Source organism: Sphingopyxis sp. FD7 (assembly GCF_003609835.1).
Classification (GTDB): Bacteria; Pseudomonadota; Alphaproteobacteria; order Sphingomonadales; family Sphingomonadaceae; genus Sphingopyxis.
Window position 1 is genome coordinate 3,119,510 of sequence record NZ_AP017898.1, and the last position, 24,742, is coordinate 3,144,251.

The window sequence follows — 24,742 nt, forward strand, 5'->3', positions numbered from 1 at the left end:
GCCGCGACCCGGCCGCCGCACCCGGTCCGGGGGGCAAGGCGCTGTATCAGGCGGCGAGCGGTCGTCCGCCGCGGGTCGCGCCGCCGATCCGTTCGAAATAGGAGGCCATGCGCTCAGCCCCGGCGTCGGTCAGCCGGACAAGCGTGCGGCGGCGGTCGCGTTCGTCGATCGCCCGCTCGACAAGCCCATGTTGTTCGAGCGCGGCGATCATCCGCAATCCCGATGACAGCGGCACCCCCGCGCCGGTCGCCAGGTCGCTTGCGCCGAGCACCCGCGCGTTGGCGCGCGCAAGCATCAGGTCGAGCATCATGTCCCAGACCGCCCCCGACATGTCGGCGCCGCCGAAATGGCTGCGGCGGATACGCCGCGCCTCGATGCTGAACGACAGCTGGTCGAGCAGCGGCGGCTGTGCCCGCTCGTCACCGCGCCGATCGGCCGCGGAAGGTCGAAGCATCGCCGCGCCCTCATCGCCGCGGCGCGCGAGCAGATCGTGGATCCGGTCGACCCGCGATTTCAGTTCGGCCATTTCCTGATTCGAGAATTGCTGCATGTGTCAATGCCCCGGGGAGCCACCGCTACGCCGCAATCTCCTTTCGCCGACCCGACGATCCCGATGCGTAGATGATGAGCAGCAGGATCGGATAGGATATATACACCGACAGCAGCGAATAGGGCCGCGCCAAAATCTCCACGAACATCAGCTTCTGGATATGGCCGAAAATGGCGATCAGCTGCCAGCCGGTGATCCAGTATGGCCAGAAACTCCGCGTCCTGAGCGCGATGAACCAGAAGCTCAAAAGCACCAGCACGTCGATGATGAAGATATTGACCTCGATGTTGGTCCAGGTCGGAAAAGGCGTCACGACGGTCGTGAGGACCGAGGCGATCAATGCCGTATAGGCTGCCCAGCGTTCAAACGGCCCGCCGCGCCGAACGGCGACAGCGACGGTGATGAGCAGAACGACATAATAGATCGCCACGGACCACATATGTGGCAGTCAACCTTTCCTGCGGATCAACCCGCCTTCGCGAACGTCGGCGCGTCGGCGCGCTGGCGGTCGTTGCTGCCTTCATCGACCAGCCTCGCCGACGCCGGCTTGACGCCCGCGCCGAACATGCGCGTGCCGAGTCCAACCTCCTTCTGCGTCACCGTCAACGCCAGATGTGCGTCGGTCAGGAGCTGGCGCACTTCGCCGGCGGCGGCGAGCGCATGGGCGACCTTGGCCATCGCTTCCTGGCCGACGATCGCCGACATGTTGGTCTCGCGCCGCGCGGTCGGCAGCGTCGCCGCGAGCTGGGCAATGCGGATCATCGCTTCGTCGATGGCGTCTTCGGCCTGGTGCAGGTCGGACGCGATCTTTTTCGCCGCAGAAACTCGTTCGTTCAGCATTAACTTTTTCCTTGAAAAAGAATGCTACCGGTCTCCCCCCCGCAGCATTCGGTTCGAACAGTCAGGTCAGAACACGACCGAGTCCGACAAGGATCGAATAGAGGGCGGAAAAGGCCAAAATCGTCGCGAAAGCGATGAGGATCGGCCAGATAATCCTTTCCATCAACCCATGCCGATTGGTCGGCTGGGACGCGGTGGGAAAAGGCGAACCGATATCGAAAAGCCGCCGAAACGCACTGCGCCCCGGATCGGCATCGACGGCGGGCGGATCGTCGCCTAGGTCGATCAATTGATATGTCAAAGGCTGATAAGGGGTAACATGATCGAAGACACCGTTAACAGCCAACATCCGAGCCGCATCTATTCTGTTGGAAACATTGAGCTTTTTTAGAACTCGCCGCACACGTTCGTCGACTGTGTGCGGCGAAACATTCATGATCCGCGCGATCTGCTTGGAATTTTTGTGCTCATAAACGTGCCGCAACGTTTCGATTTGCGCGGCCGAAAGCAGGCTGATGTAATTGTCCGGATCGCCTTGCACGGGGGTTGGAATAGAGCATCACGAGTCGAAATCAAGGTCGGCAGCGGTCAAATTCATCCATCGTCCGATCATGTTACGGTGACATGGCGGCGCGCGGGCGATGGTTCACCGTAACTTTCGAAACCGGTTCGCCGCCGCGTCCGTCGCTCGACATCCCGCAGGCGGGCGATCGCCTGCGGTCCTTTCGAGGCGCAGCGACGGGTCACGGCCCCTGGGCCGATCGACCTTCAGCGCTGGCGGTCTGCAACCGGCGGCCCTCCGCGCGCCCGGCGCTCGGGTGCAAAAGGCACGCTACGCTCCGGGTCACGGAAAACCGCCATTTGCCCCATGGTGGTCGTCGTCAACGCCGACTCGCCAGCTTCCGAATGCCGATCGGTCCTAATATGGCGGAATCGAAGTTCGTTTCATCATCGTCATCCCGGGCTTGACCCGGGATCCCGCTTTTTCTTCCGTCCGTGCGCGAAAGAAAGCGGAACCCCGGGTCAGGCCCGGAGTGACGATATCACTTTAGATTCAGGTCACTAGTTCCGCCGTTCGACCAGCCCGCGCGCGATCACCTGCGCCTGAATCTCGGCCGCGCCCTCGAAGATATTGAGGATACGCGCGTCGCATAGGATGCGGCTGATCTCATATTCGAGCGCATAGCCATTGCCGCCGTGGATCTGCAGGCTGGCGTCGGCGTTCGCCCACGCCGCCCGCGCGGCGAGCAGTTTCGCCATCCCCGCTTCGATGTCGCAACGCTTGCCGCCGTCCTTGGCGCGCGCCGCGGCATAGGCGAGCTCGCGCGCCATGACGAAATCGACAAGGCCCATCGCCAGCTTGTCGGCGACGCGGGGGAAAGCGACGATCGCGCGCCCGAACTGCTTGCGAGCCAGCGCATAGGCGAGGCCCAGCTCCAGCGCGCGCCGGGCGACGCCGACCGCGCGCGCCGCGGTCTGGATGCGCGCTCCCTCGAAGGTGCGCATCAGCTGCTTGAACCCCTGCCCCTGGGCGCCGCCGAGCAGCGCGTCGGCTCCTGCCGCCATGCCGTCGAATTGCAGCGCATATTCGCGCATCCCGCGATAGCCGAGCACTTCGATCTCGCTCCCGCTCATGCCGGCGGCGGGGAAAGGATCGGCGTCGCTCCCGCGCGGCTTGGGGACGAGGAGCATCGACAGGCCGGCGTAGCCCTTCGCGTCGGGCACGGTACGCGCGAGCAGGGTCATCAGGTCCGAGCGCGCGGCGTGGGTGATCCACGTCTTTGCGCCGTCGATGATCCAGCGGCCGCCCTGAAACCGCGCGCGCGTCTGCAACGAACCGAGGTCCGAACCGACATCGGGTTCGGTGAACACCGCGGTCGGCAGCACCGCGCCGCTCGCGATCTTTGGCAGCCATTCGGCCTTCTGCGCGTCGGTGCCGCCGGTCGCGATCAGCTCGCCCGCGATTTCGGAGCGCGTGCCGAGCGAGCCCGCGCCGATCCAGCCGCGCGACAATTCTTCGGTGACGAGGCACATCACCAGTTTCGACAGGCCGAGCCCCCCGAACCTTTCGGGGATGCACACGCCGAACGTGCCAAGGTCGGCCATCGCCTGCACCGTGGCATCGGGAACCAACGCATTGGCGAGATGCCAGCGGTGCGCGTGGGGTATGATCTCGGCTTCGGTGAAGCGGCGAAACTGGTCGCGGATCGCGTCGAGCCCGGCATCGTGCAGCGTCTCGCTCGGCCAATGACCCTCGGCAAGCGCACCGGTAACCTCGGCACGCAGCGCGGCATGGTCGGCATCGAGAAGGTCTGCGCAACTGTCGGCGAGCTTGCGCGCTTCGGCGCCAAGTCCCAGATCGGCGGGACGGAAAATCTCGTTCTGTCCCATCGGCAGGCCGCCGCTGAGCTGGCCGAGCCCTTCGGCGAAGGCGAGCGTCGCGATCTTCGCGTCGAGCGGATTTGCGCCGTCGCCAGCGTCGAGCCAGTCGAGCGTCGCCTCCAGCGCCGCGACCGTCGTTGCCACCCAGGCGAAGCCGTGTGCGCCGCGCTGCTCGCGGTCGATAGGATACAAGGCGGACGGCGCGCGATCCTCAACACCCTGTTCCCCCGCGAAGGCGGGGGTCGATCGCCGGTCGGTGTCGTCTCGCGCCGCCGGACGATGGGTTCCCGCCTTCGCGGGGACACAGGGTCCATTCAGCCGCTTGCTCAACGCCGCCTGCGCCGCGTCGCGATAGGCCGCCGCGGCCTGCAAGGCTTTCCGCAAATCCCCCACGCTCAGGCGGCGCGCTCGAAGATCGCGGCGATGCCCTGCCCGCCGCCGATGCACATCGTCTCCAGCCCATAGCGCCCGTCGCGGCGCACGAGTTCGCGCGTGAGGTTGGCGAGGATGCGCCCTCCCGTCGCGCCGATCGGATGGCCGAGCGAGATGCCCGACCCGTTGACGTTGAGGATTTCGCACCGGCTGTCGTCGTCCGACCAGCCCCAGCCCTTGAGCACCGCGAGAACCTGCGGCGCGAAAGCCTCGTTGAGTTCAACGAGGTCGATGTCGCCCCAGCCGAGACCGGTGCGCGCGAACAGCCGCTCGACCGCGGGGACCGGGCCGATGCCCATGCGGCTGGGGTCGCACCCCGCCGACGCCGCGCTGTGATACCAGGCGATCGGTTCGAGGCCGAGTTCGCCCAGCTTGTCCTCGGCGACGACCAGGCACGCCGCGGCGGCGTCATTCTGCTGGCTGGCATTGCCCGCGGTGACGACGCCGCCTTCGAGCGCGCGCAATTTGCCGAGCGTCTCCATGCTCGCGTCGGCGCGATAGCCCTCGTCATGCGCGAAGACGACCGGATCGCCCTTCTTCTGCGGCACGCTCACCGGCACCAGTTCGTCGTCGAACAGCCCCTTCGCCCACGCCGCCGCCGCGCGCTGGTGGCTTCGCACCGCATAGGCGTCGGCCGCCTCACGCGTGATGCCATAATCCTTCGCCAGATTTTCGGCGGTCTCGATCATGCCGCTGATCACGCCGAAGCGTTCGACGGGCTGCGACATCAGCCGCCCGCGCGTCAGCCGGTCGTGGAGCGTCAGATTGCCTGCGCGGACCCCTTTGCGAATATCGGTCGAATAATGCTCGACATTCGACATCGATTCGACCCCGCCCGCGACGACGACGTCGGCCATGCCCGTCTGCACCATCATCGCGGCGTTGACGACCGCCTGCAACCCCGAGCCGCAGCGACGGTCGAGCTGGTATCCCGGCACTTCGAGCGGCAGCCCCGCCGCCAGCCACGACCAGTGGCCGATCGCCGGCGCCTCGCCATTGCCATAGCCTTGCGAAAAGACGACATCGTCGACGCGTGCGGGGTCGATTTTCGTGCGCTCGACCAGCGCCTTCAGGATCACCGCGCCCAGCGCGCCCGCGGTCATCGACGAAAGCGCGCCCCCGAACTTGCCGACGGCGGTGCGGATCGGGGCGACGATGGCGGCGCGGCGCAGGGTCATGGTTTAGTCTCCAATCTTCTTTTCCGTTCGCGTCGAGCGCAGTCGGGACGCGAACGGGGTTTGGATTTCGTCATTTTAAAGCCACACCGACGATACCGGCATCGATCAGGCGGGCAAGCTCGCCCGACGACAATGACAGGCGGTCGGCCAGGATTTCCTCGCTATGCTCGCCGTTCAGCGGCGCCGTGCGCGGCGGCTGGCGCTCGGCGTGCGGCAGGGTCGCAAAGGCGCCCGCGGCGGGGTAGGCGAAACCGCTGGGGTTGTCGGCGGCGCCAAAGATCGGATTATCGGCAACCAGCGCCGGATCCTCAACCGCCTCATACATCGTCCGATAGGGTGAATGGACGATCCCGCCCGCATCGAACGCGGCGGCGAGATCGGCATGGTCGCGCGCCGCGATGGCGCGCTCGAACAGCGGATAGAGCGCGTCGCGATGCGTGAAGCGCAACCCATCGTCGGTCGCGAAAGAAACGCCGCGATCCGCCTCGACCGCCGCCACCGCTTCGCCGAGCCCCAGCGCGGCGACGAGGTTCGCCCATTGCCGCGACGTCACGACGACGATCATCGTCCGCTCCCCGTCGCGCGTCACGAAATCGCGCCCGAACAGGCCATAGACCGCATTGCCGAGCCGCGGCCGGTTTTCGCCCGTATAGAGCATCTCGGCCACCCCGCCGAGGTTGGCGACGGTGCCGATAGCGACGTCGGACAGCGGCAGGCGCACCTCGCCGCCTTCGCCCGAAATGCTGCGCCGCCGGATCGCCGCGAGCAGCGCGAACGCCGCATAGGCGCCGGTGAGCAAGTCCCACGCGGGCAGCACATGGTTGACCGGATCGGGCCCCGCCCCGGTCAGCATCGGATAGCCCACCGCATTGTTCACCGTATAGTCGAGCGCGGGCGATCCGTCAGGCCAGCCCATCACGCGCACGGTGACAAGGTCGGCGCGGCCCTCGGCAAGCCTGTCGTGCGACAGGAAGCCGCCGACCGGGAAATTGGTGAGAAACTGTCCCGTCGCGCGCACCAGCGCCGTCAGCAGCTCGCGCCCCTCCGCCCGGCCGAGGTCGAGCGCGACCGACTTTTTCGCGCGGTTGAGATTTTCCCAATAGAATGAATCGTTATTTGCGGTGACCGGCCAGCGCCGGAAATCGGGGCCGCCGCCGATCTGATCGACGCGGATCACCTCGGCGCCCATTTGCGCGAGATACAGCCCGGCGGTCGGCGAAGCGACAAAGGAGGAGGCTTCGATCACCGACAGGCCGGCCAGCAGGTCGTACATCCGGCGCCTGTCTCCCCCGACATAGCGGCACGCATTGCCGCTCCGCAGCCATCTGGCGCACCCGAAGGGATTCGAACCCCTGGCCTCTGCCTTCGGAGGGCAGCGCTCTATCCAGCTGAGCTACGGGTGCGGACAGAGCGCGGCCTCTAGCAAGGCTGCGCCCCGCCAGCAATGGCCTATCGACCGGATCGCGCGGATATGCGAAGCGGGCGTTGCAGCAAGGGCAAGGAAGCCGCGGTGAAAGCGTCCGAACAACATTGGCCGATGGCCGCCGACCTGTATGGCGAGATGCAGCTCGAGGCGAACCCGCCGACGCGGCGGCGCTGGCGCGATTACCTGCCCGGCACCCTCGTTACCGCCATCGCCGCGCTCGCCGCGGCGTGGCTCGCCGATCATTATGCCGCGCCGATCGTGCTGATGGGCCTGCTCATCGGCCTCGCGCTGTCCTTCCTGTCGCAGGACGCGCGCACCCACGCCGGGCTCGACCTCATGTCGCAGACCGCGCTGCGCGTCGGCATCGTGCTCGTCGGCGCGCGGATCACCGCGGCTCAGCTCGCCGAGCTGGGGCCGCTGCCCTTCCTGCTGCTCGTCCTTATCATGCTCGCGGTCATCCTCGTCACCACCCTCAGCGCGCCCCTCTTTGCGCAGGACCGCCACGCCGCGCTGCTTGCGGGCGGCGCGACGGCGATCTGCGGCGCGTCGGCGGCGCTCGCGCTCTGGTCGCTGATCGGCGACCGGCGCGTCGACCAGGCGCGCTTCACGCTGACCTTGGTGGGGATCACCGTCGCCAGCGCGCTCGCGATGACGCTCTATCCGGTGCTCGCCGCCCAGCTCGGGCTGACCGACGCGCAGGCGGGGTTCCTGATCGGCGCGTCGGTCCACGACGTCGCGCAGGCGATCGGCGGCGGCTTTTCCTTCTCTCCGCAAGCGGGCGAGGTGGCAACGATCGTCAAGCTGGCGCGCGTCGCGCTGCTCGCGCCGATGCTGATGCTCGTCGCGCTGTGGCTCGGCCGTGGCGGCAAAGCGGGCAGCGGCGCGCGCATCCCGCTCCGCCTGCCCTGGTTCATCCTGGGGTTTCTGGCCGTGGTCGCCATCAATTCATTCGCCCCGATCCCGCGGCCGGTGCAGGACGGCGCGGCGACGGGCGCGCAGGCGCTGTTGCTGCTGGCGATCGTCGCGACCGCGATGAAGGCGCGGCTGCACCTGCTGCTCGATCAGGGCTGGCAAAGTTTTGCGCCGATCATCGTCGCGACGCTGACCAGCTTCCTGTTGTCGCTCGGCGCTGCGATGCTGTTATGACGGCGTGACGTCGGGGTAAGTAATTGTTTCCACTTGGGTTGTCATTGCGAGGAGCGAAGCGACGAAGCAATCCCCAGCCATCGACCGGACAGGACGATAGCTGGAGATTGCTTCGCTATGCTCGCAATGACGCGTTTTAAGTTTTGGGCAGCGCCCAGCTGACCGTCAGCTGCGTCGCGCGGCGCGGGATGTCGAGCTTTGCCTCGCTGAAATTGACCTTTTCATTGGGCGGCAGCACCCGCACCGGCGGCTTGATCGTCCAGCTGTAAACGATCGTCCCCTGCGCATCGCGCAATTCGGCGAGAATCGGCGGCACGCGCTGTTCGCGGTCGGTCGGGTTGATGATCACCCCCGACGCGGCGAAATAGATGGTGCCGTCGGCGAGTTCGCGGTGATCCTGATTGGGCGGCAGCTCGATCACCAGATCGGGCTCGGCGGTGCCGCCGGGAAGGCCCAGCCCCTCCGCCCAACTTGGCAGCCCGTACCAGGCGAGCGCGCCCGTCGCCGCCAGCATCAGCGCCGCGGCGCTCGCGGCGATAATCGTCCAGCGTCTCGCCGGGTTGCGGCGCGGGCGACGGAACGGCAAAGGCGCGTCGTCGGCCAGGGGAGCCGGGCGCGGGGGCGGCTCGGCGGCGAAGGTCGGCGGGGGCGGCACCGGATCGGGTTCGGGAAAGTCCGAATAGGTCGCGGCGGGGGCTGGGGTCGGGGCTGGGGTCGGCGCCGGTTTCGCCTCGGGCGCGGGTTGGGCGGCGACGCCCGGCGGGACGATGGCGTCGGCGGGCGGCGGCGCGGCGGCGGGCTGCTGGAACCAGCTATGGCGGCAATTGGCGCAGCGCACGGTGCGGCCCGCGGGCCCGATGGCGGTATCGGGAACGACATAGCGTGTGTGGCACGACGGGCAGGCGAGGATCATGGCCCTCTCTAAACACGCTGATTCGCGGCGTTGCAAGCGCCGCGTTCACTCGCACCTTGTCCTTGGGCAAGAGCCGTGCGAGAGGCAGCGGGATGAGCGGACCAGCGCCCCTGTTCCTTGAGGCCGTGCGCCCCGTCGCGCACCCGCGTGCGACGCGATGACCGACGCGGCCCCGATGCGCCCCGGCGGCGCGATGGTCGAGTTCAGCGGCGTCGGTCTGCGTTACGGTCCCGATGCCGAGGTTCTTTCGGACATCAGCTTCAACCTGCAACCCGGCAGCTTCTATTTCCTCACCGGCGCGTCGGGCGCGGGCAAGACGTCGCTTCTGAAAATGCTCTATCTGGCGCAGCGGCCGAGCCGCGGCATCGTCCGCCTGTTCGGCGAGGATCTGGTCGCCATGCCGCGCCACCGCCTGCCGGGTTTTCGTCGCCGCATCGGCGTCGTGTTCCAGGATTTCCGCCTGATCCCGCATCTGAGCGCGCGCGACAATATCGCGCTGCCGCTGCGCATCGCGGGGGTGGGCGAGGAGGATCTGGCGGGGCCGGTCGGCGAGATGCTGAGCTGGATCGGGCTGGGCGAACGCGCCGACGCCTTTCCGCCGACGCTGTCGGGCGGCGAGCAGCAGCGCGTCGCGATCGCGCGCGCGGTGATCGCGCGCCCGCAACTGCTCGTCGCCGACGAGCCGACGGGCAACGTCGATCCCGACATGGCGATGCGCCTGCTGGGGCTGTTCGAGGCGCTCAATCGCCTCGGCACCACCGTCGTCGTCGCGACGCACGACATCCACCTCATCAGCCGCATCGAAAATGCGCAGATGATGCGGCTCGAAAAAGGGCGGCTATTCGATCCCACCGGCGCGCTGCGCTATCCGCCGAACCGCGCCTGATGGACGAGCGATGATCATCCCGCGCGTTCCCGTCCAGCACCGCCGCCTGCTCCCCGACCGCCGCCTGTCGGGGCCGACGCCGTGGATTATCGCGATCCTGATGATGCTGACCCTGCTCGCCGCCGCCGCCGGGGTCGGGCTCGCGCGCGCGGCCAATGCGATCGGCGATGCGATCGCGGGCCGCGTCACCGTCCAGATCGTCACCGCCAATCCGGTGACGCGCGCCGAGCAGGCCGCGGCGCTCCGCCGCGCGGCCGGCACGGCTCCCTTCGTCCGCGCGGCGCGCGCGGTCGAGCGCGAGGAATTGCAGGCGATGCTAGGCCAATGGTTCGGCAGCGCCGAAGGCGACGACCCGCTGCTGCGTTCGCTGCCGCTCCCCGCTCTCGTCGACATCGACTTCGTCGGCGGCGACCGCGCGGGCGCGATGGCGGCGCTCGAAGCGCTTGTCGCGCGCGAAGCGCCCGGCGCGCGGATCATCCCGCATGCCGAATGGCTCGGCCCGGTCGCGCGGCTGATCCGCTCGCTCGCCTGGATCGCCGCGGGGCTGGTCCTGCTGATGACGCTCGCGAGCGCCGCCGTGGTGATCATGACCGCGCGCGCGGCGCTCGGCACGCATTTTGCGACGATCGAGATGCTGCACCTAATCGGCGCGACCGACCGGCAAATCGCACGGCTGTTCCAGCGGCGGATCGCGATCGACACCGCCTATGGCATCGCGCTTGGCAGCCTCGTCGCCGCCGCGATCCTGCTGCTTGTCGGCTGGCAATGGTCGGGGGTGACCGCCGGGCTCGCCGCGACCGCCTCGCTCGGCCCTGCGGGATGGGCGCTCTTGCTGGCGCTGCCGCTATTGGCTATCGCGCTCGCTGCCCTGACGGCGCGCCAGACGCTGCTCGCCGCGCTCAAGAAGATGTTATGATCAAGCGCCTGATCTCGCTGCTGTTCCTCGCGTGGGTGCTGGGTTTCGCCTGGTTCGCGCTGCTCCTGCCGCTGCCCGCGCCGCCGCAAAAGACCGACGCGATCGTCGTCGTCACCGGCGGCCCCGGCCGCATCGACCGCGCGCTCGAACGGCTCGAGGCGGGCGACGCCAGGCGCCTTCTGATCAGCGGCGTCGCGCGCGAGGTCAAACCGCGCGAACTTGCCGCCGAATATGACCGCCCGATGGCCTTGTTCGATTGCTGCGTCGCGCTGGGGTTCGAGGCGGAGGACACGCGCTCGAACGCCACCGAGGTCGCCGCCTGGGCAAAACGACGCGATTACAAGAGCATCCGGCTGGTCACGACCGACTGGCACATGCGCCGCGCCGAATATGAAATCGGCCGTGCGGTCGGCGACGATGTGACGATCGTGCCCGACGCGGTGCGCAGCCAGCCGAACCTGGCGACGCTGTTCCGCGAATATCATAAATATCTCGCGGGGCTGGCGGGCGGCCTTCTCGGCCTGTAAACGCCCCGCCGTGCGCACCGCCCTCGCCCTTTGCCGCTCGATCCTCTTCTGGCTGCTGTTCGTCCTGATGAGCAGCGTCGCGTCGATCGGCGCGGTCGTCGCGCTGCCGATCTCGCACCGGGCAACGATCGCATTCGTGCGCGTCTGGGCGCGCTTTCACCGGCTGATCTGCCGTTTCGTGCTCGGCCAGCGGATCGTCGTGGAGGGCGACATGCCCGACAGTCCGGTGCTTTACGTTTTCAAGCATGAAAGCGCGTTCGAGACGATCGAGCAGCCGCTGCTCTTCCGCCATCCCGCCGTGTTCGCGAAAGAAGAGCTGTTTTCGATCCCGGTCTGGGGCCAGGCGGCGCATTTTTACGGGCTGATCCCCGTCGACCGCGACGGCGGCGGCAAGGCGATGCGCGCGATGCTCGGCGCGGCGAAGGCCGCGCTCGCCAGCGGTCGTCCGCTGGTCCTCTTTGCCGAGGGGACGCGCGTGCCGCATGGGCAGGCACCCGCGCTGCGCCCCGGTTTCGCCGGCATGTACCGCCTGCTCGGCGTGCCGGTCGTCCCCGTCGCGGTGAACAGCGGCATCGCCTATCCGCCGCGGCGCTGGATCAAATGGCCGGGCACGATCACCTACCGCGTCGGCGAAACCATCCCCCCCGGCCTGCCGCGCGAGGAGGCCGAAGCGCGCGTGCGCGCCGCGATCAACGCGCTGAACCCGCCCGAGGCGTTGTGGGCGGACTGACTCCTTCCCCCTTGACGGGCGAAGGATGGGAAGCCTTGCCGCGAAGCGGTTAGGGAAAATTGGATGAGGGTAATCGCGCGTCCTTGCACCATCAAGGGGGAGGGAAAACGAGTCAATGTTTCCGCCCGAAATCGGGCGCCGCATCATCCTGCCCCTGTTCGATGATCGAGCGGCGGATCGCGCGCGTGCGCGTGAACCAGTCCTCCAGCCGCGCGCCGTCGCCGCGGCGGATCGCCTGTTGCAGCACGGTCAGATCCTCGTTGAAGCGCTGGAGCGTCGCGAGCACGGCGTCCTTGTTGGCGAGGAAAACGTCGCGCCACATCACCGGGTCGCTCGCCGCGATGCGCGTGAAGTCGCGAAAACCGCCCGCCGAATATTTGATGACCTCGCTCTCGGTGACTTCCTCCAGCTCGCTCGCGGTGCCGACGATCGTGTAAGCGATGAGGTGCGGCAGGTGGCTCGTCACCGCGAGCACCATGTCATGATGCGCCGCGTCCATCGTCTCGACCCGCGCGCCGAGCGCTTCCCAGAATGACGTCACCGCCGTCACGGCGTCCTGCGGCGCACTCGCCGGCGGAGTGACGATGCACCACCGCCCCTCGAACAGCGTCGCAAAACCCGCGGCTGGCCCACTGTTTTCGGTCCCCGCGACGGGGTGTGCCGGAATGACGGCATGATCGGGCAAGGCTTTGGCGAGCGCGGCGGCAACCCCCGCCTTCGACGATCCGACGTCGGAGATGATCGCTTGCGGTTTCAGCCCCGGCGCGATCGCCGCCGCCGCATCGGCCATCCGTCCGACCGGCACCGCAAGGATAACAAGGTCGGCATCGGCGGCGGCGGCGGCAGCATCGTCGACGATCGTATCGCAAAGCCCCAGCGCCCGCGCTTCGGCGCGCACCGCATCCTTCGCGTCATAGCCCGTCACCGCGACGCCGGGCAGCCGCGCCGTCACGGCGCGCGCGATGGATGAACCGATCAGGCCCAGCCCGACGATCGCGACGCGCGCGACGCGCGACGTTGCAGGCATCAACCGGCGAGCGCGGCGCGGATCGCCGCCGCCAGTCCGCGCGTCTCGTCCTCGGTGCCGATCGTCATGCGCAGCGCCTGCGGAATCCCCTGTCCGGGCAGCCAGCGGACGATATAGCCCGCGTCCATCAGCCGATGATAGACTGTCTCGGCGCTCACTTGGCCCTCGAACAGCACGAGCAGGAAATTGGTCGCCGACGGGATGACGCGCACGCCATGGTTGCCAAGGCTCTCCAGCTCCTGCGCCAGCCAGGCGCGCCAGCGGGCATTATGCGCGCGGCTGCGGTTTACGAAATCATCGTCGCCGAGCGCCGCGACCGCCGCCGCCTGCCCCGCGCGGGTAACGTTGAACGGCAGGCGGATGCGGTGCAGCGCCGCAATCACGTCGCTGGACGCATAGCCCCAGCCGATGCGCTCGGCGGCAAGGCCGTGGATCTTTGAAAAGGTGCGCGTGACAAAGACGTTGGGCTGCGTCTTCGCCAGCTCGAGCCCGCCGTCGTCCTCGTCCGGCGTCAGATATTCGGCATAGGCCTGGTCGATCACGAACAGCACGTCTTTCGGCAGCCCGGCATGAATGCGCGCAACCTCGTCGCGCGTCGCCAGCGTCCCCGTCGGATTGTTCGGATTGGCGAGATAGACCACGCGCGTCCTGTCGGTCACCGCGGCGAGCAGCGCATCGACGTCGGTGGCAAAATCGCGGTCGTCGGCCTCGACGGGCACCGCGCCGACCCGCCGCGCGGCGATTTCATAGACCGCAAAGCCATAGCGGACATAGAGAATCTCGTCGCCCGCGCCGGCATAGGCCCCCGCCGCGAGGTGGAGCAGCTCGTCCGACCCGTTGCCGCAGATCACCCGGTCGGGATCGAGCCCATATTTGGCGGCGATCGCCGCGCGCAGCTCCACCGACCCCGGATCGGGATAGCGCGAGAGCGCATCGGGCGCCGCCTGCGCCGCGGCAAAGGCCGCGCGCGCCTTGTCTCCCGTGCCGAGCGGATTCTCGTTCGCGCTCAGCTTGATCAGCGGGCGACCATCGGCGCCGGCCGATTTGCCGGGAACATAGGGAGCGATGCCGCTGATCCACGGCTTGGGCGTCAGGGTTGGGGTCGCGTCGGTCATGCGGCGGCGTTTAACGGCTGCGGCCGCCGAGTCCAGTTTGTTGATGGGATTCGCGCAGAGGCGCGGAGCGCGCAGAGGAAGAAAAAGGTTCACGCGGAGACGCGGAGACGCGGAGGATGGTATTCGGGGCCGAAAGGCCCCCTTTCTCCGGCTGCGCTCCGGTCGTGGGAGAAGCCGCGGATCGAGGGTCGCTTCGCGGCGGGCTCCATTTCTCCGCGTCTCCGCGTCTCCGCGTGAATCAAATCCTTGGCGGCTCGGCGTCGCTGCGCGAATAGTCCAGCCCCGGTTCTGCGCGCGCGCATCGTTGACACGCCCCCCTTGCCCGCTTAGCCCCGCCTTCCCATGGCGAGCCGGCTACACGAAATCCAGCATCAGAGCGTGACGATAGAGGCGCCGCTGCCGCTCGACAGCGGCCAGCGGCTGCCGTCGGTGACGATCGCCTGGCAAAGCTATGGCGCGCTCAACGCCGACAGGTCGAACGCGGTGCTCGTCTGCCATGCGCTCACCGGCGACCAATATGTCGCGAGCGACCATCCCGCGACGGGCAAGCCCGGCTGGTGGGCGCGCATGGTCGGTCCCGGCAAGCCGATCGACACCGACCGCTTCCACGTCGTCTGCGCCAATGTCCTCGGCAGCTGCATGGGGTCGAGCGGCCCGGCGACCCCCGACCCCGCGACCGGCGCGCCGCTCGGCATGGCCTTTCCGGTCATCACCATCGCCGACATGGTGCGCGCGCAGGCGATGCTGCTCGATCATCTCGGCATTGCGCGCCTCCACGCGGTCGTCGGCGGGTCGATGGGCGGGATGCAGGCGCTCGCCTGGGCGTCGGCCTGTCCCGAACGCCTCGCCTCGGCGATCGTCATCGCCAGCGCGGCGCGCCATTCGGCGCAGAATATCGCGTTCCACGAGGTCGGACGGCAGGCGATCATGGCCGATCCCGACTGGCAGGACGGCCAATATTATGGCAGCGCGCGCGCGCCCACCAAGGGGCTCGCGGTCGCGCGCATGGCGGCGCACATCACCTATTTGTCCGAAGCGGGGCTGACCGAGAAGTTCGGCCGCCGCTTGCAGGCACGCGACATAAAGAGCTTCGGCTTCGACGCCGATTTCCAGATCGAATCCTATCTCCGGCATCAGGGGCTGGCCTTCACCGACCGCTTCGACGCCAACGCCTATCTCTATATCACGCGCGCGATGGACTATTTCGACCTCGCCGAACCGCACGACGGCCGCCTTGCCGGCGCATTCGCGAAGGCGAAGGATGTGCGCTTCACGCTCGTCAGCTTCGATACCGACTGGCTTTACCCCACCGCCGAATCGCGGCGCATCGTCCAGGCGCTGCAAAGCGTCGGCGCGGCGGCGAGCTTCGTCGAGCTGTCGGCGCCCTTCGGCCATGACAGTTTCCTCCTCGACGTCCCCGCGCTCGACCGGATCGTCGCGGGCGCGCTGGGGGTCGGCCGCTGATGGCGCTGCGTCCCGACCTCGCGATCATCGCCGATGCCGTGCCGCCGGGCGCGCGCGTGCTCGACATCGGCTGCGGTGATGGTGAGCTGATGGTGGCGCTCGGTGCCAAGGGCGTCGACGCGCGCGGGCTGGAAATCGATCCGGCCAATGTCACCGCCGCGATCGCCCGCGGGCAATCGGTGGTGCAGGGCGACGCGAACCGCGACCTCGCCGACTATCCGGGCGATGCTTTCGACTATGCAATCCTCTCGCAGACGCTGCAAACGACCGAGCGACCCGACCGCGTCGTCGACGAGCTGCTCCGCATCGCGCCGCGCGCCTTTGTCAGCTTTCCCAATTTCGCGCACTGGCGCGTACGGCTCGCGCTTCTGTGGAACGGCCGGATGCCGGTGACCCGCCTCCTGCCCGTTGCCTGGTACGAAACGCCAAACATCCACCATGTCACCGTCAGCGATTTTCGCGACCTCGTTCGCGCCAAGCGAATCCGGGTCGAGCGCGTCTGGCACCTGTCGGGCGACAAGCCGACGAGCGACGCCGCGGCAAGCTGGCGTGCCGAACATGCGATCTTTCTGATCGCGCGCGGTTGATGCGCGCAGGTCGCGACCGCTTTCGACCGGTTGCGGACCTATCAATCATCGTCACCCTGAACTTGTTTCAGGGTCTATGGCCCAGTCGTTTCGTTCGGCGCTGCGTGGAATTAATGGGCAGGCCATGGATGCTGAAACGAGTTCAGCATGACGGAGTTATAGGGCTGCTCCCCACCCCAAAACGGCCATTCAGCCGCGCGCGGACGCAGCCCGAACACCGCCAAAGCCCCTCAATCCCGTTTCTTCAGCCCGTTCGCCACAAAATCATTCGCGATCCGTGCAATTTCGGAAATGTCGCTGTCAGTGTCCCACAGACCATAGCGCATCCCCAGAAACACGTTCATGCCGCCGATCGCCCAGGCGTGGATCTCCCCGACGTCGGCGCGGATCTCGCCGCGGGCGGCGCCGCCCTCGAGCCGCTGACGCACGCGCGCGACGGTGGTTTCATAGTGGCGGCGATAGCTTGCGTAATCGACGAACTCGGCCTCGTCGATGATGCGGTAAATCTCCTTATGCTCGCGCACGAAACCCAAATAGGATTCCAGCCCGATGCGCTCCGCGCTGATCTCGTCGGGTGCGGCCTGCACGCGCGGCGTCACATGATCGCGCAATTGCTCGCTCATATAGCGGACGAGCGCCTGGAAGATTTCCTCCTTTGAATCGAAATAGGTATAGAAACTGCCGAGCGCGGTCCCGGCGCGGCGCGTGATCGCGCTGATCGACGCCTCGTGAAAGCCGCGCTCGCCGAACTCGACCGCCGCGGCGTCGAGCAGCTTGCGCAAGGTGCGGCGTCCGCGTTCGGTGCGCGGCGTTTTGTCGCGCGCTTCGCCCGCGCCATCCTCCGCTGCGGCGTGCCGTTGATCCATAATGCCTTCCGCCTCTCCGTCGTTCGGCCGGGCCCTTCGCTCAATCGTGGCATTTCGGCACCACTGGCAAGCAAAAAACGACCGTCGCATATTCCAAGTTGAAACTTGGTTCATCTTTCATTATTGGCTGCGGCACGGCTTGGCAAGCTCCAGGCTCAACGAAAGCAGGGGTGGCGAGGGGCCGCCCGTGATTGGGAGACTTTCATGCGTCCTTTCGCTCGCACGCTGCGCCGCGCCATTCTCGCCTCGAGCACGCTGTCGATGCTCGGCCTCGCTCCCGCCGCCGTGGCGCAGGACGCGGGGGCCGCGCCCGCGGTCGAAGACAGCGGCGACAATGACATCATCGTCACCGCCCGCCGCCGCGACGAACGGCTGATCGATGTTCCTGTCGCGGTCACCGCCATTTCGGGCGCGGCGCTCGAAGCCGCGGGCGCGATCGACATCACCGACGTCCAGAATCAGGCGCCGAACGTCACGCTCGAAAACTCGCGCGGGACCAATTCGACGCTGACCGCCTTCATCCGCGGGGTCGGCCAGCAGGATCCCGTTTCGGGCTTCGAATCGGGCGTCGGCATCTATCTCGACGACGTCTATCTGAACCGCCCGCAGGCGGCGGTGATCGACATCTATGATGTCGAACGCGTCGAGGTTCTGCGCGGGCCGCAGGGCACCCTTTATGGACGCAACACCATCGGCGGCGCGATCAAATATGTGACCCGGCGCTTGCCCCAGGAACCCAGCCTCAAGGCCCGCGCCAGCTACGGCACCTATGACCAGGCCGACCTGGTCGTCACCGCCAGCGCGCCGGTCAGCGACCTTCTGCGCGTCGGTCTGTCGGGTGCGCGCCTCTCGCGCGGCGGCTTTGGCGACAACCGCAATCTTTCGGGCGTCGAAAACTACAACAAGGACGTCTGGGCCGGCCGCGGCAGCATCGAATTCGGCGGCCATGGCGAACCCGTCTTCATCCGCATCAGCGGCGACTATACGCGCGACAAGTCGGACCCGCGCAACGGCCATCGCCTGATCCCCGGCCTGTTGTCGGGAGCCCCCGTGCTGGGCGACGTCTATGACACGCGCGCCGGACTCAACAATCCCGAGCAGGACGTCGAGGCTTATGGGCTGGCGATGAGCGTGAGTGTCGACTTCAGCGACGCGTTCACCTTCCGCTCGATCAGCGCATGGCGCAAGGATTCCAGCTTTACGCCGATCGATTTCGACAGCCTGCCGGCGGTCGATGTCGATGTGCCCGCGGTCTACCGCAACGAGCAGCTCAGCCAGGAGTTCCAGCTTCTCTATGAAGGCGACCGGCTGAACGGCCTCGTCGGTTTTTATTATCTCGACGCCAATTCGACGACCGACTTCGACGTCATCCTCGGCACCACCGGCGCTTTGCTTGGTCTGCCGGGACTCAACGCCTTCACCTCGGGCGACGTGACGACCCGCACCTGGTCGGTCTTCGGCGACTTCACCTTCGACATCACCGATCAGCTCAGCCTGTCGGCCGGGGGCCGCTACACCAGCGACAAGCGCCGTTCGCGCATCCTGCGCCAGACCAAGATCGGCGGCACATCCCCCATTTTCGGGGGCACCGCGATTCCGATCGCGACGGTCACCAATTTCGACGGCAGTGCGAAATTCACCGATTTCAACCCGCGGGTGTCGGTCAGTTTCAAGCCGAATGTCGATCACATGGTCTACGCCTCCTATGCCCAGGGCTTCAAGGGCGGCAGCTTCGACCCGCGCGGCGACACGCGCATTGCGCCCGACACGAACCGCGACGGCGTCCGCAGCTATGACGAAATCTATGATTTCTTCCTGTTCGAGCCCGAAACGGTCGACAGCTATGAACTGGGCTACAAGGGCTCGCTGCTCGACGGCAATGTCCGCGTCGCGCTCACCGGCTTCTATGGCGACTACAAGAATGTCCAGATTCCGGGCTCGGTCGGCGTCGACGCGAATGGCGACGGCGTGTTCGAGAGCTTTGCCGGCGTCACGACGAACGCGGCCAAGGCGAGTTTCAAGGGCGTCGAATTCGAAACCCAGGCCCGCTTCGCCCGCGACTTCGCCGGCGCGGGCTCGTCGCTCAGCTTCACCGGCAACGTCGGCTTCATCGACGGCGACTATAAGCGCTATATCGTCAACGGCGTCGACGTTTCGGATCTGCGCCGCATCCAGAACACGCCGCGCTGGACGCTCGCCGGCATGCTCGGCGCGACGCTGCCCGTCATGGACGGCGATCTTTCGATGTCGACGACGCTCAGCTATCGCAGCAAGACCAACCAGTTTGAAACGCCGAGCCCCTATCTCGACCAGAAGGGCTATGCGCTGCTCGATGCGTCGATCGTGTGGACCGCGCCCGACGAGCGGTTCAGCCTCGGCGTCCACGGCAAGAATATCCTCGACAAGCAATATATCACGTCGGGCTATCAATTTGTTGCGGTCGGCGCCGACGGCACCCCGGTGCTGAACGCATCGGGCCTGCCGACGCCGACCCTGGGGCGCGAGGGTGTCGTCACCGCCTTTTACGGCAACCCGCGCCAGCTGTTCATCACCGGCACGGTCCGATTCTGACCGACGCGTTCAGGGCAAAGGGAAAGGGGCGTCGGTTGCGACGCCTCTTTTCGATGCACAGGCGGCAATGACGGAGATGGGGGTGGGGAGCGGCCACTTCCGGTCGCCTTCGGACATCAATCATCCAGCGGCGGCGCGCCGCCCGCCGCGACCATGCGCACCCCGTCGATGACGATCGGGCTCGCCACCCCGTCGATCGCCGCGCCGTCGGGGCGCAAGCGCATCCCGCGCGCGATCACCTGCGGGTCGGCGAAGACCTGCGCCAGATCGTTGATCGGCCCCGCGGGCACACCCTCGGCCTCGAGCGCGAGCGACAAGGGCTGCGCCTCCCACGCCGCGATCCTGGCCGCGAGCAGCGGGATCAGCGCGGCGCGGTTCGCCAGCCGCGCCGCATTGGTCGCAAAGCGCGGATCGTCGCCCCATTCGGGCACGCCCAATATGGCGCAGAGCCTGCGATATTGCGCATCATTGCCCACCGCGATCACCAGCTGGCCGTCGGCGGTCGCGAAGAGCTGATAGGGCACGACATTGGCGTGGGCATTGCCCATCCGTTTCGGCGCGACGCCGCTCGCGAGATAATTGGCGGCCTGGTTGGCAAGGACGGCGACCTGCGAATCGAGCAGCGCCATGTCGATATGCGCGCCGCCTCCCGTGACGTCACGCCGCCTTAACGCCGCAAGGATCGCGACCGCCGAATAGAGTCCGGTGAAGATGTCGGCATAGGCGATTCCCGCCTTTTGCGGCGGCCCGTCGGGTTCGCCGGTCAGCGACATGAAGCCGCTCATTGCCTGGATGATATAATCATAACCCGCGCGGTGCGCATAGGGTCCGGTCTGCCCGAAACCGGTGATCGAACAGACGATGAGGCGCGGGAAATCGGTACGGAGCCGCCCCGGATCGAGCCCATATTTGACGAGCGAGCCGACCTTGTAATTTTCGATGACCACATCGGCGTCGGCAAGCAGCGCGCGCACCTCGGCCTGCCCCGCGGCGGTGGCGATGTCGACCGCGACGCTCTGCTTGCCCCGGTTGCAGCTGTGATAATAGGCGGCCCCCAGATTTTCGCCTTCGTCGCCAGTGACGAAGGGCGGCCCCCATTCGCGCGTGTCGTCGCCGACGCCCGGCCGCTCGACCTTGACCACCTCGGCGCCGAGATCGGCGAGCAATTGGCCGCACCATGGTCCCGCGAGCACCCGCGCCAGCTCGACGACGCGGAGGCCCTCCAGCGGTTTCGGATCAGGCAAAGGCGCTGATGCCCGTGATCGCGCGGCCGAGGATCAGCGCGTGGACGTCGTGCGTCCCCTCATAGGTGTTCACCGTTTCGAGGTTCACCGCATGGCGGATCACATGATAATCGGCCGAAATGCCGTTGCCGCCGTGCATGTCGCGCGCGACGCGCGCGATGTCGAGCGCCTTGCCGCAATTGTTGCGCTTCAGGAAGCTGATCATGTCCGGCGCCAGATGCCCCTCGTCGATCAGGCGGCCGACGCGCAGCGCCGCCTGAAGCCCCAGCGCGATTTCGGTGAGCATGTTCGCGAGCTTCAATTGCACGATCTGGTTCGCCGCGAGCGGCCGCCCGAACTGCTTGCGTTCGAGCGTATAAGCCCGCGCCGCTTCATAGCAGAACTCGGCCGCGCCCATCGCGCCCCAGCCGATGCCGTAGCGCGCGCGGTTGAGGCAGCCGAACGGCCCCTTGAGCCCCGACACGTGCGGAAGCAGCGCATCCTCGCCAACCTCGACCCCGTCCATCACGATCTCGCCGGTGATCGACGCGCGCAGGCTCACCTTGCCCTCGATCTTCGGCGCCGACAGGCCCTTCATTCCCTTTTCGAGCACGAAACCGCGGATCGCGCCGTCGTGCGCCTCCGACTTCGCCCAGACGACAAAGACGTCGGCGATCGGCGAATTGGTGATCCACATCTTTGCGCCCTTGAGGCGATAACCGCCCGCGATCTTTTCGGCGCGCGTGCGCATCCCCGCGGGATCGCTGCCCGCGTCGGGTTCGGTGAGGCCGAAGCAGCCGACCAGCTCGCCCGATGTCAGGCCCGGCAGATATTTGCGCTTCTGCTCCTCGCTGCCATAGGCGTTGATGGGGTGAATCACGAGGCTCGACTGCACCGAACAGGCCGACCGATAGCCCGAATCGATCCGCTCGACCTCGCGCGCGATCAGCCCGTAGCTGACATAATTGAGCCCCGCGCCGCCATATTCGGGGTCGATCGTCGCGCCGAGCAGGCCGAGCTGGCCCATTTCGGACATGATCTCGCGGTCGAAGCGTTCATCGAGGAAGGCCGAGGTCACGCGCGGAAGCAGCTCGCCGGTCGCATAGGCGCGCGCGGCGTCGCGGATCATCCGCTCCTCCTCGCTCAGCTGGGCATCGAGCGCGAGGGGGTCGAGCGGGTCGAGCGCTTCGATGCGCTGCGGATCGGCGAGGGCCATGAAACGGGCTTTCCTAAAGAGGGTGGCACCCCTTGCGGGAATGCACGCTACGGAGTCGGGTCGGCCGTTGTTTTGGCCAGCGCGGCAGCCGGGCTGTCGCGCGGTTCCAATATCGCCGCCGTCTCGATCAGGTCAAGCGCGCGCCGCGCCTCGTGATAGCGGCGCGCGTCGATCAGCCATTCGCCCGCCGCGTCGACGCCGGGCATCGCCTCGACCTCGGCAATTGCCTTGTCGGCCTGCCCGGCGGCGAGATAACGACGCGCGCGATCGAGTCGTTCGGATGCTCTTGGCGACTGGGTGCCCGCCGCGCGCACAACGAACAATTCGCCGAGTTCGCGGCGCAGTCCGGTCCACAGACTGCCGCCGGATTCGCTGCTGCGGCCGACGAGCTGCGGCGCGAGCGCGTCGAGCCCGGCGCGCAATTGTTCGAGCGTCACCGGATCGCGCGAGGTGTCGATGATCGTCTTGACCGCATTGGGCTGGTCGTCGCCGAAGCGCAGGCGCAGCTGCGCGTCGAGATAGCCGAGCGACAGCCCGCGATCGAGCGCACGGCGCACCGCAAAGGCGACGAGCAGCCCCTCGGCGCGCGACGCATTGCCCGACGCCGATTCGGCCTGGAGCGTGATGCGCGACAGCCGCTGTTCGAGCTCGGCGACGCGCGCCGTCAGCGCACCGGCCCCGTCGACCGGAGCAATGACAAGCGGCGCCCCCGCTTCGGCCGCCTTGACGGCATCACCCGCAATCAGCAGCGGATCGACTCCGTTTTTCGGCGTCACCGCCGTTCGCGCCGCCGGGGCATTGGCGTCGGTCAACCAACGATTCACCGCCCATCCACCGCCCGCGACCCCGATCAGCAGCGCCAGAAAGGCGGCGATGGCGAGGGCTCGAAACGATAGCCCCCGTGCGGGGACCGCCTCGCCCGGCGGCGAGGAAGTATCGAGATTGTCGATTGCCATATGTCTCTTTCGAACGACCCTATTTTGCACCCTTGTGCCACAAAGCGCGCGCCTGTGCCAACATTGCGGCGTCGTTCGCCTCGGCGGCCACCGCAAGGGCGCGCCACCCCTGGCCGGCCGCCGCCGCGACCGCCGCGCTGATCGCGACCAGCGACAGATGCGCGCGCGCCGCCCCGGCGAGCGCCGCGACCCGCTCCGCCGCGCGCGCCGAATGCGCGAGCAGGATCGCCGGCGCCGCGATCAGCGCGCGCCATTGTGCAGGCGGATCGGCCGGATCGACCGCATAGCAGGGCAGCGGCGCCAGCGTCGCGCCGCCGGTACGCAGCAGCGTCCGGTCGCGCCCGCAAAGCCAGAGGATTCGCGCGATTTTCGGCGACGTCATTTCGTCAAGAAGTCGCTGCGCATCGGCGGCGCCTGTCATCGCGACGGTCAGCCCCGCCGCGCGGGCGGCCTCCGCCGTCGCCGCGCCGACGGCATAGGCGGGAAGCGATACGAGCGCCGCCAGCCCCGGCCCGGCAAGCCGCGCAGCAAAGGCGCTGGTCAGCAGCAGCGCATCGAAATCGGCAGCGGCGGGCGGGGTCCAGTGGAGCGGCCGCGCGGCAAAGAGCGGCATCGCGTGAACGTCAAAACCCAGCGAACGCGCGCGCGCGACAGTCGCCGCATTGCCCGGTTCGGGCCGCGTGACGATCAGCGGCACGCCGTCGCTCATGGCGCGAACAGCCGACGGATGCCGGGCGGCGCATCGGCCAGCAGGCGATGCCCCAGCGCCGCGACGACGCCAGCGTCGGTGACGATGACATGGCCCGCGACATGCTCGGCGCCATCCTCCGAATAGAGCTCGGCATCGAGGCGCAGCGCGCCGTCCGCCAGCCACGCCGCATAAGCCGCGACGGGCGAGCGGCAATCGCCCCCCAGCGCGGCAAGCAAGGCGCGCTCAGCGGCGACGGCGCGATGCGTCGGTGCATGGTCGACCGCAGCGAGCAGCGCTATGGCCCGCGCATCGTCGGCGCGGCATTCGATGCCGATCGCGCCCTGCGACGCCGCGGGAAGCAGCAGCTCCGGGCCCAGCGCCGTGCCGATGTCGTGCATCCCCAGCCGTTCCAGCCCCGCCGCGGCGAGCAATGTCGCGTCGACCTCGCCCGCCGCGAGCCTGGCCAGCCGCGTTGCGACATTGCCGCGCAGCAGCACCGTGTCGAGATCGGGGCGCAGCCGCCGCACCTGCGCCGCGCGGCGCGGGCTGCTCGTCCCCAGCCGCGCGCCGGTCGGCAGCTCGGCGATGGTTTGCGCCGCAATCCCTTCGCGCACCACCAGCCGGTCGCGCGGATCGGCGCGCTCGAGCATCGCGCCGAGGAAAAAGCGTGCGTCGCGCAACGTTTCGACATCCTTGAGCGAATGGACCGCGACATCGATCGTCCCGGCATCAAGCGCGGCGTCGAGCTCGCGCGTCCACAAGGCCTTGCCGCCGACCTCGGCGAGCGCGCGATCCTGGATCCGGTCGCCCGTTGCGGTCATCGGCACGATCTCGAGCGCCGCCATGTCGAGCCCGTGCGCCGCGATCAGCGCCGCCGCGGCCATGTTCGCCTGCGCCATCGCCAGCGGCGAGGCGCGCGTGCCGATGCGGAGGGGGCTGTCGGGGGTCGGAAGATCATTCATGCGCCGCTGCTAAGCCCTGCGCGCCCGAAAAGGAAGAGAAGGGATCGCGCAGAGGCGCAGAGGGCGCCGAGAAGGGAAGGATTTGATTCACGCGGAGGCGCGGAGGCGCGGGGAGGAATTGCGGGCCGACAAGCTCTG

Annotated in this window: 24 protein-coding genes and 1 tRNA gene; 8 read left to right on the plus strand and 17 right to left on the minus strand. The window is 67.7% G+C overall.

Going from position 1 to position 24,742, the window contains the following annotated elements:
- Positions 1-46: 46 nt before the first annotated feature.
- The 8 genes from SPYCA_RS15155 to SPYCA_RS15190 all read right to left on the minus strand — a co-directional run bounded on the left by SPYCA_RS15155 (position 47) and on the right by SPYCA_RS15190 (position 6,785).
- Positions 47-550, minus strand: a complete 504-nt coding sequence (locus SPYCA_RS15155) for a winged helix DNA-binding protein (RefSeq protein WP_120221637.1) — start codon at positions 548-550, stop codon at positions 47-49.
- A 25-nt stretch (positions 551-575) separates the two neighbouring features.
- Entirely contained in the window at positions 576-989 is a 414-nt protein-coding gene (locus SPYCA_RS15160) for a hypothetical protein (RefSeq protein ID WP_120221638.1), read from the minus strand.
- A gap of 26 nt (positions 990-1,015) precedes the next feature.
- Entirely contained in the window at positions 1,016-1,390 is a 375-nt protein-coding gene (locus SPYCA_RS15165) for a hypothetical protein (RefSeq protein WP_120221639.1), read from the minus strand.
- Positions 1,391-1,451: 61 nt separating this feature from the next.
- Positions 1,452-1,931: a response regulator transcription factor gene (locus tag SPYCA_RS15170; RefSeq protein ID WP_232003350.1), complete on the minus strand. Its 480-nt coding sequence runs from the start codon at positions 1,929-1,931 to the stop codon at positions 1,452-1,454.
- A gap of 521 nt (positions 1,932-2,452) precedes the next feature.
- A complete protein-coding gene (locus tag SPYCA_RS15175; RefSeq protein ID WP_232003352.1) occupies positions 2,453-4,156 on the minus strand; it encodes an acyl-CoA dehydrogenase family protein in 1,704 nt (567 codons plus the stop codon).
- Between the two features lie 11 nt (positions 4,157-4,167).
- Positions 4,168-5,382: an acetyl-CoA C-acetyltransferase gene (locus SPYCA_RS15180; RefSeq protein ID WP_120221641.1), complete on the minus strand. Its 1,215-nt coding sequence runs from the start codon at positions 5,380-5,382 to the stop codon at positions 4,168-4,170.
- Positions 5,383-5,452: 70 nt separating this feature from the next.
- Positions 5,453-6,655, minus strand: coding sequence for a CoA transferase (locus tag SPYCA_RS15185; RefSeq protein ID WP_120221642.1), 1,203 nt, complete (start codon positions 6,653-6,655; stop codon positions 5,453-5,455).
- Positions 6,656-6,708: 53 nt separating this feature from the next.
- Positions 6,709-6,785, minus strand: a tRNA-Arg gene (locus SPYCA_RS15190).
- 68 nt (positions 6,786-6,853) lie between these two features.
- Here SPYCA_RS15190 and SPYCA_RS15195 point away from each other — a divergent pair.
- Entirely contained in the window at positions 6,854-7,954 is a 1,101-nt protein-coding gene (locus SPYCA_RS15195) for a YeiH family protein (protein WP_331852507.1), read from the plus strand.
- 136 nt (positions 7,955-8,090) lie between these two features.
- Here SPYCA_RS15195 and SPYCA_RS15200 read toward each other — a convergent pair whose 3' ends face one another.
- Entirely contained in the window at positions 8,091-8,867 is a 777-nt protein-coding gene (locus SPYCA_RS15200; protein WP_120221643.1) for a zinc-ribbon domain-containing protein, read from the minus strand.
- Between the two features lie 157 nt (positions 8,868-9,024).
- Here SPYCA_RS15200 and ftsE point away from each other — a divergent pair, with 157 nt between their 5' ends.
- The 4 genes from ftsE to SPYCA_RS15220 are packed head-to-tail and all read left to right on the plus strand — an operon-like array spanning position 9,025 to position 11,926.
- On the plus strand, positions 9,025-9,753 hold the full coding sequence (gene ftsE / locus SPYCA_RS15205) for a cell division ATP-binding protein FtsE (RefSeq protein WP_232003354.1): 729 nt from the start codon (positions 9,025-9,027) through the stop codon (positions 9,751-9,753).
- Between the two features lie 10 nt (positions 9,754-9,763).
- Positions 9,764-10,669 (plus strand): cell division protein FtsX, encoded by a 906-nt coding sequence (locus tag SPYCA_RS15210; protein WP_120221645.1) that lies wholly within the window; start codon positions 9,764-9,766, stop codon positions 10,667-10,669.
- Positions 10,666-11,196: a YdcF family protein gene (locus SPYCA_RS15215; RefSeq protein WP_120221646.1), complete on the plus strand. Its 531-nt coding sequence runs from the start codon at positions 10,666-10,668 to the stop codon at positions 11,194-11,196. The genes SPYCA_RS15210 and SPYCA_RS15215 overlap by 4 nt, the downstream gene beginning before the upstream one ends.
- Before the next feature lie 10 nt (positions 11,197-11,206).
- Positions 11,207-11,926: a lysophospholipid acyltransferase family protein gene (locus SPYCA_RS15220; protein ID WP_120221647.1), complete on the plus strand. Its 720-nt coding sequence runs from the start codon at positions 11,207-11,209 to the stop codon at positions 11,924-11,926.
- 112 nt (positions 11,927-12,038) lie between these two features.
- Here the strand turns inward: SPYCA_RS15220 and SPYCA_RS15225 are convergent, their stop codons facing one another.
- Together SPYCA_RS15225 and hisC are read right to left on the minus strand one after the other, a co-directional pair.
- Positions 12,039-12,953, minus strand: a complete 915-nt coding sequence (locus SPYCA_RS15225) for a prephenate/arogenate dehydrogenase family protein (RefSeq protein ID WP_120221648.1) — start codon at positions 12,951-12,953, stop codon at positions 12,039-12,041.
- Positions 12,953-14,068 (minus strand): histidinol-phosphate transaminase, encoded by a 1,116-nt coding sequence (hisC, locus tag SPYCA_RS15230; protein WP_120222381.1) that lies wholly within the window; start codon positions 14,066-14,068, stop codon positions 12,953-12,955. Before hisC ends, SPYCA_RS15225 begins: the two co-directional genes overlap by 1 nt.
- A 342-nt stretch (positions 14,069-14,410) precedes the next feature.
- Between hisC and metX the strand changes: the two genes are divergently transcribed.
- Both metX and metW read left to right on the plus strand, forming a co-directional pair.
- The gene (gene metX, locus SPYCA_RS15235) at positions 14,411-15,532 is read left to right on the plus strand and encodes a homoserine O-acetyltransferase MetX (RefSeq protein ID WP_120221649.1); all 1,122 of its coding nucleotides are present in this window, start codon (positions 14,411-14,413) and stop codon (positions 15,530-15,532) included.
- Entirely contained in the window at positions 15,532-16,119 is a 588-nt protein-coding gene (metW, locus tag SPYCA_RS15240) for a methionine biosynthesis protein MetW (protein ID WP_120221650.1), read from the plus strand. Before metX ends, metW begins: the two co-directional genes overlap by 1 nt.
- Before the next feature lie 230 nt (positions 16,120-16,349).
- Here metW and SPYCA_RS15245 read toward each other — a convergent pair whose 3' ends face one another.
- Positions 16,350-16,985: a TetR/AcrR family transcriptional regulator gene (locus SPYCA_RS15245; protein ID WP_120221651.1), complete on the minus strand. Its 636-nt coding sequence runs from the start codon at positions 16,983-16,985 to the stop codon at positions 16,350-16,352.
- Positions 16,986-17,189: 204 nt separating this feature from the next.
- Here SPYCA_RS15245 and SPYCA_RS15250 point away from each other — a divergent pair, with 204 nt between their 5' ends.
- Positions 17,190-19,556 (plus strand): TonB-dependent receptor, encoded by a 2,367-nt coding sequence (locus tag SPYCA_RS15250; RefSeq protein WP_120221652.1) that lies wholly within the window; start codon positions 17,190-17,192, stop codon positions 19,554-19,556.
- A 116-nt stretch (positions 19,557-19,672) separates the two neighbouring features.
- On the opposite strand, the gene SPYCA_RS15255 is transcribed toward SPYCA_RS15250, so the two are convergent.
- The 5 genes from SPYCA_RS15255 to hemC are packed head-to-tail and all read right to left on the minus strand — an operon-like array spanning position 19,673 to position 24,604.
- Positions 19,673-20,800, minus strand: a complete 1,128-nt coding sequence (locus SPYCA_RS15255; protein WP_120221653.1) for a CaiB/BaiF CoA transferase family protein — start codon at positions 20,798-20,800, stop codon at positions 19,673-19,675.
- Positions 20,793-21,995 (minus strand): acyl-CoA dehydrogenase, encoded by a 1,203-nt coding sequence (locus SPYCA_RS15260; protein WP_120221654.1) that lies wholly within the window; start codon positions 21,993-21,995, stop codon positions 20,793-20,795. Before SPYCA_RS15260 ends, SPYCA_RS15255 begins: the two co-directional genes overlap by 8 nt.
- A gap of 47 nt (positions 21,996-22,042) precedes the next feature.
- On the minus strand, positions 22,043-22,951 hold the full coding sequence (locus SPYCA_RS15265) for a hypothetical protein (RefSeq protein WP_120221655.1): 909 nt from the start codon (positions 22,949-22,951) through the stop codon (positions 22,043-22,045).
- Between the two features lie 19 nt (positions 22,952-22,970).
- Positions 22,971-23,660 carry a uroporphyrinogen-III synthase gene (locus SPYCA_RS15270; RefSeq protein ID WP_120221656.1) on the minus strand — a complete coding sequence of 230 codons (690 nt, stop codon included), beginning with the start codon at positions 23,658-23,660 and terminating at the stop codon, positions 22,971-22,973.
- Positions 23,657-24,604: a hydroxymethylbilane synthase gene (hemC, locus tag SPYCA_RS15275; RefSeq protein WP_120221657.1), complete on the minus strand. Its 948-nt coding sequence runs from the start codon at positions 24,602-24,604 to the stop codon at positions 23,657-23,659. The genes SPYCA_RS15270 and hemC overlap by 4 nt, the downstream gene beginning before the upstream one ends.
- Positions 24,605-24,742: the final 138 nt, after the last annotated feature.